The 15,465-nt window shown below is 34.9% G+C and carries 13 protein-coding genes; 2 read left to right on the top strand and 11 right to left on the bottom strand.

Annotated elements, in window-relative coordinates:
* Positions 1 to 7: 7 nt before the first annotated feature.
* The 4 genes from ACEN2H_RS12700 to ACEN2H_RS12685 all read right to left on the bottom strand — a co-directional run bounded on the left by ACEN2H_RS12700 (position 8) and on the right by ACEN2H_RS12685 (position 3,452).
* Positions 8 to 472, bottom strand: coding sequence for a DUF1456 family protein (locus tag ACEN2H_RS12700; RefSeq protein WP_441732950.1), 465 nt, complete (start codon positions 470 to 472; stop codon positions 8 to 10).
* Positions 473 to 536: 64 nt separating this feature from the next.
* On the bottom strand, positions 537 to 1,562 hold the full coding sequence (locus tag ACEN2H_RS12695; RefSeq protein ID WP_441732930.1) for an aminotransferase class I/II-fold pyridoxal phosphate-dependent enzyme: 1,026 nt from the start codon (positions 1,560 to 1,562) through the stop codon (positions 537 to 539).
* Positions 1,563 to 2,579, bottom strand: a complete 1,017-nt coding sequence (locus ACEN2H_RS12690) for a dipeptide epimerase (protein WP_441732928.1) — start codon at positions 2,577 to 2,579, stop codon at positions 1,563 to 1,565.
* Positions 2,580 to 2,648: 69 nt separating this feature from the next.
* On the bottom strand, positions 2,649 to 3,452 hold the full coding sequence (locus tag ACEN2H_RS12685) for an alpha/beta hydrolase (RefSeq protein ID WP_441732926.1): 804 nt from the start codon (positions 3,450 to 3,452) through the stop codon (positions 2,649 to 2,651).
* 58 nt (positions 3,453 to 3,510) lie between these two features.
* Between ACEN2H_RS12685 and ACEN2H_RS12680 the strand changes: the two genes are divergently transcribed.
* Positions 3,511 to 3,912 carry an excinuclease ABC subunit B gene (locus ACEN2H_RS12680; protein ID WP_441732924.1) on the top strand — a complete coding sequence of 134 codons (402 nt, stop codon included), beginning with the start codon at positions 3,511 to 3,513 and terminating at the stop codon, positions 3,910 to 3,912.
* A gap of 43 nt (positions 3,913 to 3,955) precedes the next feature.
* On the opposite strand, the gene ACEN2H_RS12675 is transcribed toward ACEN2H_RS12680, so the two are convergent.
* Positions 3,956 to 4,372 carry an alpha/beta hydrolase-fold protein gene (locus ACEN2H_RS12675; protein WP_441732922.1) on the bottom strand — a complete coding sequence of 139 codons (417 nt, stop codon included), beginning with the start codon at positions 4,370 to 4,372 and terminating at the stop codon, positions 3,956 to 3,958.
* 58 nt (positions 4,373 to 4,430) lie between these two features.
* On the opposite strand from ACEN2H_RS12675, the gene ACEN2H_RS12670 reads away from it, so the two are divergent.
* Positions 4,431 to 4,832, top strand: a complete 402-nt coding sequence (locus tag ACEN2H_RS12670; protein WP_441732920.1) for an excinuclease ABC subunit B — start codon at positions 4,431 to 4,433, stop codon at positions 4,830 to 4,832.
* Here ACEN2H_RS12670 and uvrB read toward each other — a convergent pair.
* From uvrB to ACEN2H_RS12640, 6 genes are all read right to left on the bottom strand, one after another.
* A complete protein-coding gene (gene uvrB, locus ACEN2H_RS12665; protein ID WP_441732918.1) occupies positions 4,829 to 6,820 on the bottom strand; it encodes an excinuclease ABC subunit UvrB in 1,992 nt (663 codons plus the stop codon). The two genes, ACEN2H_RS12670 and uvrB, sit on opposite strands and share 4 nt — an antisense overlap.
* A gap of 130 nt (positions 6,821 to 6,950) precedes the next feature.
* Positions 6,951 to 9,893, bottom strand: coding sequence for a TonB-dependent receptor (locus ACEN2H_RS12660; protein ID WP_441732916.1), 2,943 nt, complete (start codon positions 9,891 to 9,893; stop codon positions 6,951 to 6,953).
* 367 nt (positions 9,894 to 10,260) lie between these two features.
* Entirely contained in the window at positions 10,261 to 11,217 is a 957-nt protein-coding gene (rlmF, locus tag ACEN2H_RS12655) for a 23S rRNA (adenine(1618)-N(6))-methyltransferase RlmF (RefSeq protein ID WP_441732914.1), read from the bottom strand.
* A gap of 107 nt (positions 11,218 to 11,324) precedes the next feature.
* Positions 11,325 to 11,987, bottom strand: coding sequence for a thiamine diphosphokinase (locus ACEN2H_RS12650; protein WP_441732912.1), 663 nt, complete (start codon positions 11,985 to 11,987; stop codon positions 11,325 to 11,327).
* Between the two features lie 140 nt (positions 11,988 to 12,127).
* Positions 12,128 to 12,949, bottom strand: a complete 822-nt coding sequence (locus ACEN2H_RS12645) for a DUF4249 domain-containing protein (RefSeq protein WP_441732910.1) — start codon at positions 12,947 to 12,949, stop codon at positions 12,128 to 12,130.
* 4 nt (positions 12,950 to 12,953) lie between these two features.
* Complete coding sequence (locus ACEN2H_RS12640; RefSeq protein WP_441732908.1) at positions 12,954 to 15,335, bottom strand: TonB-dependent receptor; 2,382 nt, start codon at positions 15,333 to 15,335, stop codon at positions 12,954 to 12,956.
* Positions 15,336 to 15,465: the final 130 nt, after the last annotated feature.

Below are 15,465 nucleotides of genomic sequence, written 5' to 3'. Positions count from 1 at the left end.
TCAATCATTATTTTTTAGCCTTACCAAAATTGTATTTAACTTTTTCTACTACCTGTACTTTTGCATTCCCTTTTGGGTATTGTTTTTTGGAAGGTTTTTTAGCAGCTGAGCTCGATTTGGAAGGACTTTGGTCCCCTCTAGACTTTTCTTCGTCCCTTGGTTTAGCTTTAAATTCAGGTCTTTCTTTCGCTCCTTCTTTGGCAGGAATTTGAGCTTTATGTTTTGCTAAAACATCATTTGGGTTTTTTGGGTTCTCTTTTGTTCCACGCAGATGGATCACCAATGCATTTAAAAAGTTACGTAGAACTTGGTCACCGCATTCCATATAGTTCTCATGTTTTTCGTCACGGAAAAAAGCCCCTAATTCGGACTTAGTGATTCTAAAATCTACTAATTCCAATATTTCAACTATTTGGTCATCACGTAACATTAAAGCTACGCGTAGTTTTTTGAAGATATCGTTATTTGTCATCATATTCTAATTTTTTACAAAGGTACGTTTTTAAAGTATTTGTGCGCCAATTTTGAATTTTGAATTAGCTGTGGTTAAGAATGTGAATTATTTTATCCAAATCTTCTTTCCTGTGATTAGCTGTAATTACAATTCGGTTTAAATCCTTAGTTGCTGTTGGGTATTTAAAATTGGTAATTATTATTTTATGGGCAGCGAATGTTTCAGCGCTATTTTCATTTTCAGGATAAATAATGGGGTAGTTCTTATTGAAAGAGAAGGCTTTTGATTCTGTTAAATGGTCTTTCAGGTATTTTAAATTATCTTTTAGTTTTTGATGTTGGCCAATATAGATTTGTTTGGCATCGGGTATTGTTTGTGCAAAGGCAGGATTCATTCCGGCGCTAGATACAAAAACCTCGTTTGCTGCAATTTGTTTGATGAATTCAAAATCACTGGCAATCACACCTCCTGTTAATCCAAAGGCTTTACCCAAAGACGCTAGCATAATTTTCCTTTTGATATTTAGATAATCAATAGAGGAGTAAATACCACAACCATTTTCTCCTACTATTCCAAGTGAGTGTGATTCATCAACGACTAATGTAATTTCTTTATTATTTGGAATCAACTTTAGAAAAGAAAGGTCTATCGATTTTACCTGAAAGGAAGGGACTGCATCTGTTAGAATGGTGATTTTTTCTTTTAAGTCATCCAAAAGTCGAGGGTTAAGTTCTGTTCCAATAAAGAAAGGGAGACTATTTGGGGTTTTAATCGCGGTGTGTGTATTGGGAAAATGAAAAAAGCAGTCGGTTTGAAAGTCTAAGGTCGCAATTACTATTTTTCCGGCCAACATTCCAGATGATACTGTGAGGCTGGCTTCTGATTTTATAGATTTAGCCAGGAAACTTTCTCCGTTCTCGTAAGCCATTAATTTAATGTTGGCGTTTCTGGAGCTGCCGTAAGAGCTCCCCCAGATTAAAATGTTTTTGATAAGAATGTTTTGAAACTCAGCATTAGCCGGTAATCCTAAGTAAGCAGTGCCGCCAAAATATAAATAATCCTCTTTATCTTTTTCTATGATTCTATTGGGAAACTTATCGACCTTCATTTATAGCGTGTTTAATGTAACTCCAGTGCCGTTCAATTCGGAATAGGATACAAATCCATTTTTAATTGTTACCCCAGTTGCAATGTCTTCTGATAGTAATAAAGCACCATCCATATCTACATAATCCAATTGAGGAAGTAAGTGCGCTATCGCAGATATCCCAACCGATGATTCAGTCATACAACCTACCATTGTTTTCAGACCAAGAGCTTTTGCTTGCTGAATCATTCTTCTTCCTGGGGTTAGCCCACCACATTTCACGAGTTTGACATTAACACCATGAAAATGATTGTGGCATTTCGCTACATCTTCTTCTATAATGCAACTTTCATCTGCGATAACAGGTAAAACGGAATATTTGAATACTTCTTTGTGGCCTTCCCAATTATCTGCTTTCATTGGTTGCTCCAAAAACTCTACTCCTAGTTTTTTTAATGCAACAGCATTCTTAATAGTTTCTTCGACTCCCCAGCCACAGTTCGCGTCAATTCTAAAAATGGCATCAGTATGTTTTCGAAGTTCCGTTACAATTTCAATATCTTCAGGGGTTCCTAATTTTATTTTGTAAATGGGCCATGGTAATTCCTTCATTTTAGAAAGCATTTTCTCTATGGAAGCGATGCCGATAGTATAATCCGTTAATGGGTTTTTATTGATAGTGTATTCCCACAATTCGAACAGCTTCTTTCCCTTTCTACGCGCATACAAATCGGTATAGGCCATGTCCAAAGCACATAAAGCAAACATATCTTCTTTTAAATAAGGATGTATTTTTGCCCAGAATATTTCAGGAGTTTCATTTGTAGTAGATTCAATAATGGAACGAATTTTATTCAAATCATCCATCATCACTGGAACGGTGGTTTTGTAATAGGGATTAGATGTTGCTTCTCCATAACCCGAAAATCCATCACTTCTTAATTCCACAATCAACGATGGCTGTACATCAATTGATTCTCTTGAAATGGTAAATGTATGTTTTAACTTAAGCTCGTACGCTCTTAATATCAGTTCCATAATTGGTTGTATTTATAAAGTTAGAATTGAATATTTCTTTTTTCTTGTTGAATAAATGCAATGATTAGATTAGTAGCCAAGCCATTTTACGGCATTTGAAAAACCATCCCTCCACAGTTTTTCATTGTGTTGGCCATTTTTTACAATTACTTTTTTTGTTAGATTGAGGCAGCTGCATCTTTTTTGGTTCACAATTTTGTCCATTTTGTTTAGATTGGAAACCATATCTTCACTCTCATTGTCACCACACAGGAAATAGATTTTTGTTTTCATTTTTTTGTTTTCATTAGCCAGCTCAAATATCTTATCCGAAAACCAAAAGGATGGTGAAAATATTGCAGCCTTCCCGAATATTTCTGGATATTTAAGGATGGCATAATACGAAACCAGTCCTCCTAGGGAGCTTCCCATTATTATCGTATTTCTTGTTTTAGTTTTTGTTCTGTACGTTCTATCAATTTGTGGTTTTAAGGTCTTGACAATAAATTTAAGATAGGCATCGGCATTACCGCCACCATATTTCTCATTCGCAAAAGGAGTGAGTTCCTCCATTCGTTGTTCGTTACCATGTTCGATACCTATAACTATTACTTGGGCATTAATGCTGTCCAGTTTTTCATCAACATTCCATTCTCCCGCGTAGGAAGTATTTGCGTCAAATAGATTTTGTGCATCATGCATGTATATTACCGAATATTTTTTATTTGAAGAGGAATAATTCTTTGGCAGATATATCCATATTTTTTTTGAGTCTTGCAACTGAGGTGCTTCGATTGTAAAAGTGGAAACTTGATTTGAAGCAGTACTTAATTGTGCTCTATTTTTTCCAGTCATAAAAAAAAATACGATGACTAGAGTAAATTGTTTAATCATTATCAAGATTTAGGGTTTTCAGTATAAAAATGATATTTTAGCTAAAATTAATAATTTGATGAATACATACGAAGAAAAAAAGAGCTTACTTTCAGAAATGATTGCCTTTTCTACAGTAGAAGGTCATTTAAATAAAAAAGAATACGAATTTTTATTTTTGATAGCTAACGAACTCAATATTGAAAAAGGAGGTTTTAACGATTTGTTTCAGCAGGAGCTCCCCAAGTTGCCTATAAATAATGAGTTGCAACGTATCCAGCATTTTTATAAATTAGCCCTTTTGATGCATAGTGACGGGACTCTCCAGATAAAAGAATCTATTGCTATTAAAGAAATAGGGGTCAGAATGGGCCTAAATTCAGAGGCGATCAAACGAATTTTGACGAAGATGGAGAAATCACCAAAAACAATTATTTCAGCGGATGTTTTGAAGAAGATTTTTAAAGAAGAGCGCAATTAACTGCTTTTTTAGGACAATTTTAAAATGATTTCCATTTAGGAATCTATATTTTAGGTGTTGTCTTTATCTTCAAAGACATTTTCACACCAAACCCAGTCTGTAAATCGGGTGCGTTATCCAATTTAAGATCTTCTCTGATATACACATAGTAAGAGAATTGTTTAACGGAATAGCTACAAATAAAACTCCATCCTTCCAGTTTTTCATCAACATTCCATTCTCCCGCGTAGGACGTATTTGCGTCAAATAGATTTTGTGCATCATGCATGTATATAACCGAATATTTTTTATTTGAAGAGGAATAATTCTTTGGCAGATATACCCATATTTTTTTTGAGTCTTGTAACTGAGGTGCTTCGATTGTAAAAGTCGAAACTTGAGGTGAAGCAGTACTTAATTGTGCTCTATTTTTTCCAGTCATAAAAAAAGATACGATGACTAGAGTAAATTGTTTAATCATTATCAAGATTTAGGGTTTTCAGTATAAAAATGATATTTTAGCTAAAATTAATAATTTGATGAATACATACGAAGAAAAAAAGAGCTTACTTTTAGAAATGATTGCCTTTTCTACAGTAGAAGGTCATTTACATAAAAAAGAATACGAATTTTTATTTTTGATAGCTAACGAACTCAATATTGAAAAAGGAGGTTTTAACGATTTGTTTCAGCAGGAGCTACCCAAGTTGCCTATAAATAATGAGTTGCAACGTATCCAGCATTTTTATAAATTAGCCCTTTTGATGCATAGTGACGGGACTCTCCAGATAAAAGAATCTATTGCTATTAAAGAAATAGGGGTCAGAATGGGCCTAAATTCAGAGGCGATCAAACGAATTTTGAAGAAGATGGAGAAATCACCAAAAACAATTATTTCAGCGGATGTTTTGAAGAAGATTTTTAAAGAAGAGCGCAATTAACTTAGTTGCGTTTGGAGCTTTTTTATATCATCACGTAATTTTGCAGCTTGCATAAAATCTAAATCTTTTGCTGCTTTTTCCATTGATTTTCGTTTTTCTCGGATTCGCTTTTCAATTTCGGCTTTTGACAAATATTCCGTTTCTTCTTCTGCAGCAGAGTTTAATGTCAATCCAAGTTCGTAATCTACTAAAGGATTTTTGGTAAAAGCGCTTTCAATTTTTTTGTTTAGGGCTTGAGGAACTTGATCGTTCGCTACATTAAAATTAATTTGCTTGGTTCTGCGATAGTCAGTTTCGTCGATGGTCTTTTGCATACTTGCTGTGATTTTGTCAGCATACATTATGGCTTTTCCATTTAGGTTTCTGGCTGCTCGTCCAATCGTTTGTGTTAAGGAACGGTGGCTGCGCAAGAAGCCTTCTTTATCGGCGTCCAAGATGGCGACTAGCGACACCTCTGGTAAGTCAAGTCCTTCACGAAGTAAGTTTACTCCAATCAAGACATCAAATATTCCTTTACGTAAGTCTTGCATAATCTCAATCCGTTCTAATGTATCAACATCAGAATGGATATAACGACAGCGAATGTTAACTTTTGTTAAGTATTTTGCCAATTCCTCAGCCATTCTTTTAGTTAAGGTAGTGACCAAAACACGTTCATCCAGTTCACAACGTACTTGAATTTCTTCAATTAGATCATCAATTTGGTTTAGACTTGGACGGATTTCAATTACAGGGTCTAATAATCCGGTAGGACGAATTACTTGTTCCACCACGACACCTTCGGTTTTTTGTAACTCATAATCTGCAGGAGTTGCAGACACATATATCACTTGGTTTTGCATCGTTTCAAACTCCTCAAATTGCAACGGACGGTTATCCATCGCAGCAGGAAGTCGGAAGCCATATTCCACTAGATTTTCTTTTCGGCTGCGGTCGCCGCCATACATGGCCTTTACTTGAGAAAGGGTCACGTGACTTTCGTCAACCACCATCAAATAATCTTTCGGAAAATAATCTAGTAGACAAAATGGTCTTGTTCCAGGTAAACGACCATCGAGATAACGAGAGTAATTCTCGATTCCAGAGCAATAGCCTAATTCCCGAATCATTTCTAAATCAAAATTAGTTCTTTCTTCTAGTCGTTTTGCTTCGAGGTGTTTTCCTATTTCTTTAAAATAATCGACTTGCTTTACTAAATCTTGTTGAATTTCCCAGATTGCTCCTTGCAAAACATCTGGAGATGTCACAAACATATTGGCTGGATAGATTGTCAGTTTTTCGAACTTGTCGGTGACCTCAGAAGTTTTCACATCAAAAGATTCTATCTCTTCAATTTCATCTCCAAAGAAATGGATTCGATAGGCTTCATCCGCATAACTAGGGTAAACGTCTACTGTGTCTCCTTTTATTCTGAAGCTTCCAGGATTAAAATCGGCTTCGGTTCTAGAGTATAAACTTTGCACCAATTGATGCAATAATTTTGTTCTGGAAATGATTTGTCCCTTCTCTATTGGAATTAAGTTTTTTTGAAATTCGACAGGGTTTCCGATACCGTACAAACAAGAAACCGATGCTACTACTAAAATATCTCTTCTACCGGAAAGTAAAGAAGCAGTTGTTGACATTCGCATTTTCTCCAGTTCTTCATTGATGGATAAATCCTTTTCAATAAAGACTCCTGTAACCGGCATAAATGCTTCTGGTTGGTAATAATCGTAATAGGAAACGAAATATTCTACCGCATTATTTGGAAAAAACTGTTTGAATTCAGAATATAATTGAGCCGCTAGTGTTTTATTATGCGCTAAAACTAATGTAGGTCGTTGTACTTCTTGAATAACATTGGCCACTGTAAATGTTTTACCTGAACCTGTCACTCCTAATAAAGTTTGGAATTGTTCACCGTCAATTATACCTTGAGTAAGTTTTTCAATGGCTTGTGGCTGGTCGCCTTTGGGTTGGTAATCGGATACTACTTGGAAATTCATTATTATTTTGGGACAAAGTTTTTGGAACTACAAAGTTACGAAGTTTAAAACTATTCTGTACGGAAGTTAATTCTAAAAAAAAAACCATCATGCTAATCATGATGGTTTTTCCAACAATAAAATAATTTGTTTAGAAACTAAAGCTCAAACGAGCAAAAAGGAATCTTCCGTTTTGTCCAAATTGAGAAACGTTTCTAGAATAAGTAAATTGGTTACCACTTTTTAATGACTCTAGATTTTCGTCTGGATAAACATCAAAAAGGTTGTTTGCACCTATTACGATTTTAGCACTTTCTGTGAATTTATATCCTACTGATAGGTCAGTTATTACTTTAGCTCCCCATATAGGATGTTCAACATTAACTGTTTGTCCATTAATTACTGCAGTGTCTACAGTTCCATCTCCATTAGCATCTCCAGTATTAGGATCAGTAACTTGACCAAAATATACATTTCTTAAAAAGAAATCAAATTTATTAACTGTAATCGAGTTTGTTAAGTTTGCTTTAACTCTTGGCACTGCTTCTTGAAGATATACTCTACTTGATTCAGAATAGTAACTGTTTATTTGACCTGCATCTTCTAATATTTGCGATGCATGTATAGAACCTACTCTTTTAGTGCTGGAAATGGTTCCTGATAAATCAGTTTTCAAAGTCAATCCATTCCCTACGTTTGCTTTATGGCTAATAACGATGTCAATTCCTTTTGATTCAGTATCGATAGCATTAGCAAAGAAACCTGCTTTGTTTGCTCCAGCTTGGTTAAAAAGAGTCACTAACTCTGGTGTGTTTGCAACAAATTGATCAGTAAGGACAACTCTGTCGTTAATTCTGACGATATAAGCATCTGCAGTCAAAGTAAGTCTTGCTTCTGGAATTTTAGCAGTGAAACCTATACTTGCACTTTGAGACTCTTCTTGTTTCAGTTGTGGGATACCCAATAATTTCGCTACCTGTGAATCATTACTAAATGTACCTACTTCAGAAGGAACTCCGTTTGTGAACAAAGTAGAAGTCGAATTAAAGTAAATTTGGTGTAATGAAGGCGCTCTAAATCCTGTAGATACTGCACCACGTAAGTTAATGTTATCCGTCAATTTGTAACGAGATGCTAACTTGTAGTTTGTCGTGTTACCAAAATCAGAATAGTTTTCAAAACGAAGTGCTCCGTTTAACAACCATTTTTCAGTAACGTCATACTCTAAATCAGTATACAGAGCAACACTGTTACGTCCATTGTCAATTGCATTTGCAGGTCTGAATCCAGGGAATACTTGAGCTCCACCTGGTCTAGTTGCACCGTAGAAATCAGTTGGCAAAAGATTACTTTCTGAAGGGATTCCAGAAGCAACATTTCCATTTATATCATATTGATTATAAGAATCTGGCACTCCAGCAATAATTTGGAAATTTTCATGTCTATATTCTGAACCGAAAGCAACGTTTAATTTATCAAATTTTCTTGATATATCAAAGTTAGTAGTGTTTTGAGAAAATGCCAATCCACCAGCATCAAATTCAGTAGGAGAGTCTTCTCTTAAAGTTGCGTTTAATGTGTTTTCGATATTGTAATCAAAACTATTTTTACCGTAAGTGTTACTCAAGTCAAAATTCCATGTCTTGAATAGCATACCTCTAAGTCCTGCGGCAGCTGATATGTCATTAATTGTAGAATGAATTTCTGGTAAGAAACCATTAGGATACAAAGCGGTATAAGCTCTCGATTGATTTGGTTTTCTGTAAAAACCAGCAGCTTGACCTGTTCTATGACTAGTCCCTCCAAAAGCATACACTTCAAGATTTTCATTGATTGGATAAGCTCCATTTAAGAAAAACTGTGCACTTTCTAGAGAAGATTGTCCCACTTTCATATTGAAATTTCTTCTCTCTAATTTTCTGTAGGCTAATTCACCTTCAGTAGCGTCAAAATTTAATGCGGTTTGCATAGCGCCAATTGTGTTTGCATTTAGAATAGAAGTTTGTTGTTCAGGACTAAAATACCCTACTTGTGGCGCGTAAGTATGAATCGCTGTTACTATTTGAGCAGAATTTGGTGTGTTACCAATGTTTCCCCATAATTCATTGATGTTTGTTCCATCTTCAAATCCTCTTTGTTCTATTGCATTGAATGCACTGAATAATCCTCCAGTAACATCTTTTGCTCTACTTGTTTGTCCTCTTAATTGGAAACTTGCGGTAGCATTAATGAAACTCTTTTCTTTACCTAGACTTGTACCGTAGTTCATGTCTATTTGTGCATTGTTTCCATCATTTCCTCCTCTGTGGTCATTTGCGTTTTTTGAAAAGTTACTTCCTCCAAAAAGAGCGATGTCAAATTTATTGGTGTCTTTTTTTACATTGATGTTAATAACACCTGCAATTGCATCTGAACCATATTGTGCAGAAGCACCATCTCTAAGGACTTCAATTCTGTCAATAGCGAAAGCTGGAATTGAATTTAAATCTGTCCCTACAGATCCCCTTCCCGGAGACCCATTAATATTTACTAATGAAGAAGTGTGTCTTCTTTTTCCGTTAACCAATACTAAAACTTGATCTGGTCCCAAACCTCTTAATTGGGCTGGATCAATATGATCTGTTCCATCCGCTACTGTAGTAGTGTTAGAAGTAAACGATGGCGCTACCATGTTTAATATTTGATTTAAATTGACTTGTGGTCCTTGTGAAGCAATATCTTTCATGCTAATCACATCAATTGGCACAGCTGATTCGGTAACTGTTCTGGCAGAACTACGAGAACCAAGAATCACAACATCTTGAAGAGCGACGCCGCTTTCTGCTAAAACAATATTAACTGTGCTTCCTGTAACTTTAATGCTTTTAGTTTCTAGGCCAACATACGAAAATTGCAGTATATCTCCAATCTTTGCCATGATGGAGTATTTACCATCAGCATCAGTGGTCGTGCCATTGCTAGTGTCTTTTACTAGAACAGAAGCCGCTGGAAGAGTTCCTTTGGCGTCATCTCTTACGACACCAGAAACTTTAATTTCTTGTGCGGTTAGGCCTACAGAGAAAATTAAGGTTAGAATAAAAATGAGTTTTTTCATTATGTTTTGGTTATTTAGTTTCGGCTAAAGTACAATATTATAGTTGAAATGTTATTTATATGTTAAATAATAATAAATTAGCAATCTGCTGTTCTTCTTTGATGAGATATTGATGCAATTGTTGTTTTTAAAATTATTATTTTTATCAATATAATAATTTAACGCTTTTTTTAAATTTTACTTTTGCAGGGTATTTTGTTTCTAAAGAGTAATTTTTTTCTTAAAATAGCTAGCGTATTTAGAACAAATGGTTTTTGTAAATAAAAAAGTCTAATGTGAAAGATCTTTAGCAACCATATTTGTTACACCAGTAATCTTTCATATTAGACTTAATTTAATGTTTAGAGGAAAATTTGGGAGGAAAACTTTAATCTAGCTGTTCAAATTTCCATTCTTTCTGTTGTAATTCGCTCAAGAATGTCCAAGCAATTATCCGGCTGTTTTTTTGGCCTTGTGCCATGTCAATGGTTTTTACTTCAACGACATTTACTTTGTTTAATGTTTTGTAAATACTCGAAAGATGAGATTGTTTCGATACTAGAGTGGTGAACCATAAACATTGTAAGGGATATTTGGCACTTTCGTAAATCATTTGTGTAATGAAACCGAGTTCTCCACCGTCGCACCATAATTCGGCATTTTGACCTCCGAAATTCAATACTGGTTTGGTGGTTTTGGTCTTCTCTAAATTATTTACTTTTCGTGTGCTGCTTTTTGTAGCTTCTTCTTGAGAGCTGTGAAAAGGGGGGTTGCAAATGCTGAAAGCAAATTTATCTTCAGGTGTAATTATATTTTTAAAAATGAAACGGGATTCTGTTTGTTGCTGTAAACTGATACTGTCAATCAGTTTTGGGTTAGCTTCAATTATTTTTTCGCAGTTTTCAATCGCTTTTTCATCGATATCCGTTCCTACAAAACTCCATCCATAGCTGGTATTTCCTATTATTGGGTAAATGCAGTTTGCGCCTACACCAATATCTAATCCTTGCACTGAGTCACCTTTGGGAATTATTCCATTATTACTTGTTGCCAGTAAATCCGCAATATAATGAATGTAGTCTGCTCTTCCTGGAATGGGAGGGCACAGATAGTTTTCAGGAATGTCCCAGCTTTCAATTCCATAATAGGTTATCAGTAACGCATTATTTAAAGTCTTTACTGCTTCAGGTTTGCTAAAATCGATTGTTTCAATATCATATTCGTTAATGGAAACAAAAGGTTGCAGTTCAGGACAGTTTTCAATTAAAATCTTAAAATCATAGCGCAATCTATGTTGATTTCTTGGATGTAAATTGGTTTTTTCTTTAATAGTTTTAGGTGCCATTTTGTGTACTTCAGTGCAATAATTGTGAATTCATTATGGGAGCATCCCTAGCAAGTTATGTAAAATTAAACGCTTGTAGGTTTATTTCTTTTATTTCGGAATTTTAACTAATCTGTACATTCCATCATTAATAAGTCTCCTTGTTCATGTTGTACTAGTACGATTCCGTCTTTGATTACATGATTGCTGCTTCCCGTTCGATATCCAATGGTAAGGCTGTCATTTTGTAAAGGATAAAACAGATTCTCGGACTGGATTCCCGTCACATGGCCAATTGGGATTAATGAAATGGGGGTGTTTGCAGTATACCATTTTTCAAATTTTTTTGGCAACAAAAAAACTTTCGAATAATCATCTAGTATGACAATCTTTAATTTTTCTCGGTATCTGACAATATTTGTTAGGTTAGTAATAGTATGATCAGTCCGTCTACCAGTTGCCCAAACTACATTTACGGCAGGGATATTCCTTTTATGTAGATAATCAAATGCCTTCTCCAAATCGGTTTTATTTTGATCCGGTGTATGAACTATTTCAATGGGGTATTGTTTTTCTTTATAATAATTAGCATCAAAATTTCGATCAAAATCACCTAACAGGACATCAACTTTTATATCCAATTTCATAACCCTTTCCATAGCGGCGTCTAGCACAATCACTAGCGGAGACCATTCTAATAATTGACCTAATAACTCGGGATTGCATGAAGCTCCGTTAGCTATTATTAATGCGGGTTCCTGGTCATCGCGAACAATATGGTGTGAGGACATTTTGAGAAGTAGGTTTAGAGTATAGAATCGTTAATTCGATTATATTTTTTGCAAAGATAGAAAATAGTTTTTAATACAAATTTCGGTTTTGTGCCTTGTGTAAAACCGATGATTAGGAACGATCTAAAAACAATACTAGATTACTCAATTGTATATATTTTAGTGTCAGCTTCACTTATTGAGAAATAGCCCAAAGGGAAGTTATTTGGACTTGTAGTATTAATAATATTTCCTCTTACTGTTGCTGGTGGTGATTGAAACGGACTACCGCCAGTGCTTCCAGCGATACTTATTAACACATTCATATAATTGTAATAGGGTTTAGACACGCCGTAGTGAGTGACCGTAACTTGATCTCCAATTTTTAAATCATCACTTTGTGAAACGCTGAAAAATTTATTTCCTTGAAAAAAAGTGTCTTCATCAGCATAAAAATTTTGTCTTGCGTCGTTAGAGTAATTGTACCGATATAAATAGTAGTTGGTTTCATTTGCAGGGTCTGTGTAGTAGGTTTTAATTTCTACGTCTGTTCCTGTAAAGCCACCCTCGTTGTTTTGAATAATCTCAGCAATCGGAGCTACTGATTTTAAAGTTTCGTTTGCGGTATAGGTATTGCCATTATTTATAATTGTCAAAGTATAAGTTTCGTTAATGATAGGTATAAAATTGGAGCAAATATATACGCCCGTATCTGAAAGTTCTGTAAAATCAAATGTAATATTTGAACTGTTTTTAATCGTGACTGTCGCTCCCGAAACTTTTGGAATTTGATTGCTGTAATAATCTGTGGTGGTGGTTAATTTAATTCTTTGTTCCCTTCCAGATGTACCTTTATACCAATTTATAGAAGCCTCTATGACTAATTTTGGAGCATCAGTTTTTAAATCGATGCTAACCACATCTTCACAGCCGTTCAAGAAAAAAGCTAGGAGTAGTGCTAAAAAAATATTTATTTTTTTCATCTGATTAGAATTTGAAGTTATAGCTTACCGCCGGAACGATACCAAAAATTGATGTTCTTACCGCTTCGTTATTTCCGGTATCTGCATTTTCCCTGAAACTTATAGATGCTGCGTTTCTTCGGTTATATAAATTATAAATACTAAAAACCCATTCGGCTTTCCAGTCTCTATCATTGTTTTTACGCGGCGTTAATGTTGCGGCAATGTCTAGATGATGATAGGTTGGCAGGCGATTCTCATTTCTCAACCCGTAACTCGGAACCGTAACACCTAGGTAATCATACTGCCCAGTTGGATAGGTGACTGGTTGTCCGCTTTGTAATGAAAAATTGGCTCCAAAAGACCATTTTTCGTTTAAATTATAAGAACTGGTAATGGCAATGTTATGCAATTTATCATAAACTGAATTGTACCATTGCCCATTATTAATTCCCGTTTCTAGTGGTGTTCTTCCCGGCGTTTGCTGCTCAGATTTAGATAGTGTATAAGATATCCATCCGTTCAATTTACCTTCGTTTTTTCGAAACATTACTTCTAACCCGTAGGATCTCAATTGGCCGTTAAGAATTATTTGTTCGATTGCTTTATTGGCAATCAAATCAGCGCCATCGATGTAATCCAACCTGTTTTGTACTTTTTTATAATATGTTTCTACTTCAAGAGAATACATTTTATCACTAAAGTTTTTAAAATATCCCAGAGCAACCTGGTCAGCAATTTGTGGCTTGATGTAGTTGTCACTTGGTGTCCAAACATCAAGCGGAGTAGGAGATGAAGTATTTGAGATTAACTGTAAATACTGTGCCATTCTATTGTAACTCGCTTTTACAGATTGGTCATCATTGATTTTATAGGCAACAGAAAAACGAGGCTCTAAGTTGTTGTAGCTTTTTATCGTTTTGTTTTTGCCGTAGAATTGTGTGCTTATCGGAGTGGCCTTTTCATATAGTTGTAAATCAGTATTGAAGGTGATCGGGTTATTATCTATATAATTATTTACTGTAGATTGTCCTAAGCGATAAAACAGGCTGTAACGAAAACCATAAGCTAAAGAGATTTTTTTCGAAATTTCCTGTTCAGCGCTCAGGTATATAGCCGGTTCGAATGCGTATTTCTTGTCTAATTGGTCAAAATTAAATCCGGAATTCGCATCAGAAGGTCGAATAGTTCCGGGATTAAAGTCGTAATAAATTGCGTTTATTCCAAAATTTAATTTGAAGTTATCAGAAATGTAATTCTTGAAGTCGTATTTTATGTTATAGTTCCGAATCCCTGAATCCCATTTGAATCCAACAAAATCGAGGTCTAGTCCATAATAATAGTCACTGTAAATAAGCGATAAATTAGAAAACAACTTATCTGAAAATAGATGGTTCCAGCGTAAGTTTAAAGTTGAGTTTCCATAGATATTCATGAATCTTTTATTAAGACTAAAAACATCTCTACCAAAATATCCCGATAAGTATAAGTTATTATTTGGATCCAATTTATAACTCAGCTTAGCATTCAAATCATAAAAATAAGCAGAGTTGTCTTTTTGATCTTCGGATAACTTTAAAAATAAATGAGCATAGGAGCTTCTTCCACCGAAAAGGAAAGAACCTTTGTCTTTCACTATTGGTCCTTCTGCCAAAATTCTACTTGAGATCAACCCAATTCCGCCATTTACATGAAAACCTTTACTGCTACCGTCTTTTTGATAGATATCCAAAACAGATGACGCTCTTCCTCCATAACGGGCTGGAATTCCTCCTTTGTATAGTGTTAAATCTTTTATTGCATCGGGATTAAAAACCGAGAAAAAACCGAATACGTGCGAGGAATTAAATATGGTTGCCTCGTCCAATAAAATCAAGTTTTGATCAGCACCACCACCACGAACATTGAATCCAGAAGCTCCTTCACCAGCATTAGTAACTCCCGGAAGTAATAGAAGTGATTTTATTATATCGACTTCGCCTAAAACGACAGGCATTTTTTTTATGGAGCTAATCGATAGTTTATTTAGGCTCATCTCTGGAGAACGAATATTACTGCTAGAGTTTTGACCAGAAATAACAACTTCTTTTAATACTTCGCTGCTGTCAAATAAGCTAAAGTTAGTCTTCGTATTCTCTGATAGTACAACATTTTTAGTAATGGTTTGAAATCCGATGTAGCTAATTTCTATATTGTAATTTCCTTTAGGAAGTGTAATGGAATAAAAACCATACTCATTAGTACGAGTAGCCGATTTTATTTCAGGAATATATACATTTACTCCAATCAGTGTTTCGTTGTTTTTACTATCGGTAATTATTCCGCTTAGAGTAAATTTATCTTGCGAAAAAGAAGAAATAGTGATTAAAAGAAAGATAAAGAGTAAGCTGTATTTTTTAGAAATCATTTCTTGTATTTTGAATTGCGAATTTCGCAAAAAGATGAGTAAATTGCTACTAAACAATGGTTAAAATAGTAATAATAAAAAAAGACAACGGTTTCCAGTTGTCTTTTTTACATGTTATAGCAATAATCAA

Origin of the sequence: Flavobacterium sp. W22_SRS_FP1, assembly GCF_052113685.1 — a bacterium.
GTDB lineage: Bacteria > Bacteroidota > Bacteroidia > Flavobacteriales > Flavobacteriaceae > Flavobacterium.
This window is presented reverse-complemented; position numbering and strand designations above follow the sequence as displayed.

Bases quoted from the DNA above. Each gene is read 5' to 3' on its own strand.
- ACEN2H_RS12700 (WP_441732950.1), bottom strand. From the start codon at position 472: ATGACAAATAACGATATCTTCAAAAAACTACGCGTAGCTTTAATGTTA.
- ACEN2H_RS12695 (WP_441732930.1), bottom strand. From the start codon at position 1,562: ATGAAGGTCGATAAGTTTCCCAATAGAATCATAGAAAAAGATAAAGAG.
- ACEN2H_RS12690 (WP_441732928.1), bottom strand. From the start codon at position 2,579: ATGGAACTGATATTAAGAGCGTACGAGCTTAAGTTAAAACATACATTT.
- ACEN2H_RS12685 (WP_441732926.1), bottom strand. From the start codon at position 3,452: ATGATTAAACAATTTACTCTAGTCATCGTATTTTTTTTTATGACTGGA.
- ACEN2H_RS12680 (WP_441732924.1), top strand. From the start codon at position 3,511: ATGAATACATACGAAGAAAAAAAGAGCTTACTTTCAGAAATGATTGCC.
- ACEN2H_RS12675 (WP_441732922.1), bottom strand. From the start codon at position 4,372: ATGATTAAACAATTTACTCTAGTCATCGTATCTTTTTTTATGACTGGA.
- ACEN2H_RS12670 (WP_441732920.1), top strand. From the start codon at position 4,431: ATGAATACATACGAAGAAAAAAAGAGCTTACTTTTAGAAATGATTGCC.
- uvrB (WP_441732918.1), bottom strand. From the start codon at position 6,820: ATGAATTTCCAAGTAGTATCCGATTACCAACCCAAAGGCGACCAGCCA.
- ACEN2H_RS12660 (WP_441732916.1), bottom strand. From the start codon at position 9,893: ATGAAAAAACTCATTTTTATTCTAACCTTAATTTTCTCTGTAGGCCTA.
- rlmF (WP_441732914.1), bottom strand. From the start codon at position 11,217: ATGGCACCTAAAACTATTAAAGAAAAAACCAATTTACATCCAAGAAAT.
- ACEN2H_RS12650 (WP_441732912.1), bottom strand. From the start codon at position 11,987: ATGTCCTCACACCATATTGTTCGCGATGACCAGGAACCCGCATTAATA.
- ACEN2H_RS12645 (WP_441732910.1), bottom strand. From the start codon at position 12,949: ATGAAAAAAATAAATATTTTTTTAGCACTACTCCTAGCTTTTTTCTTG.
- ACEN2H_RS12640 (WP_441732908.1), bottom strand. From the start codon at position 15,335: ATGATTTCTAAAAAATACAGCTTACTCTTTATCTTTCTTTTAATCACT.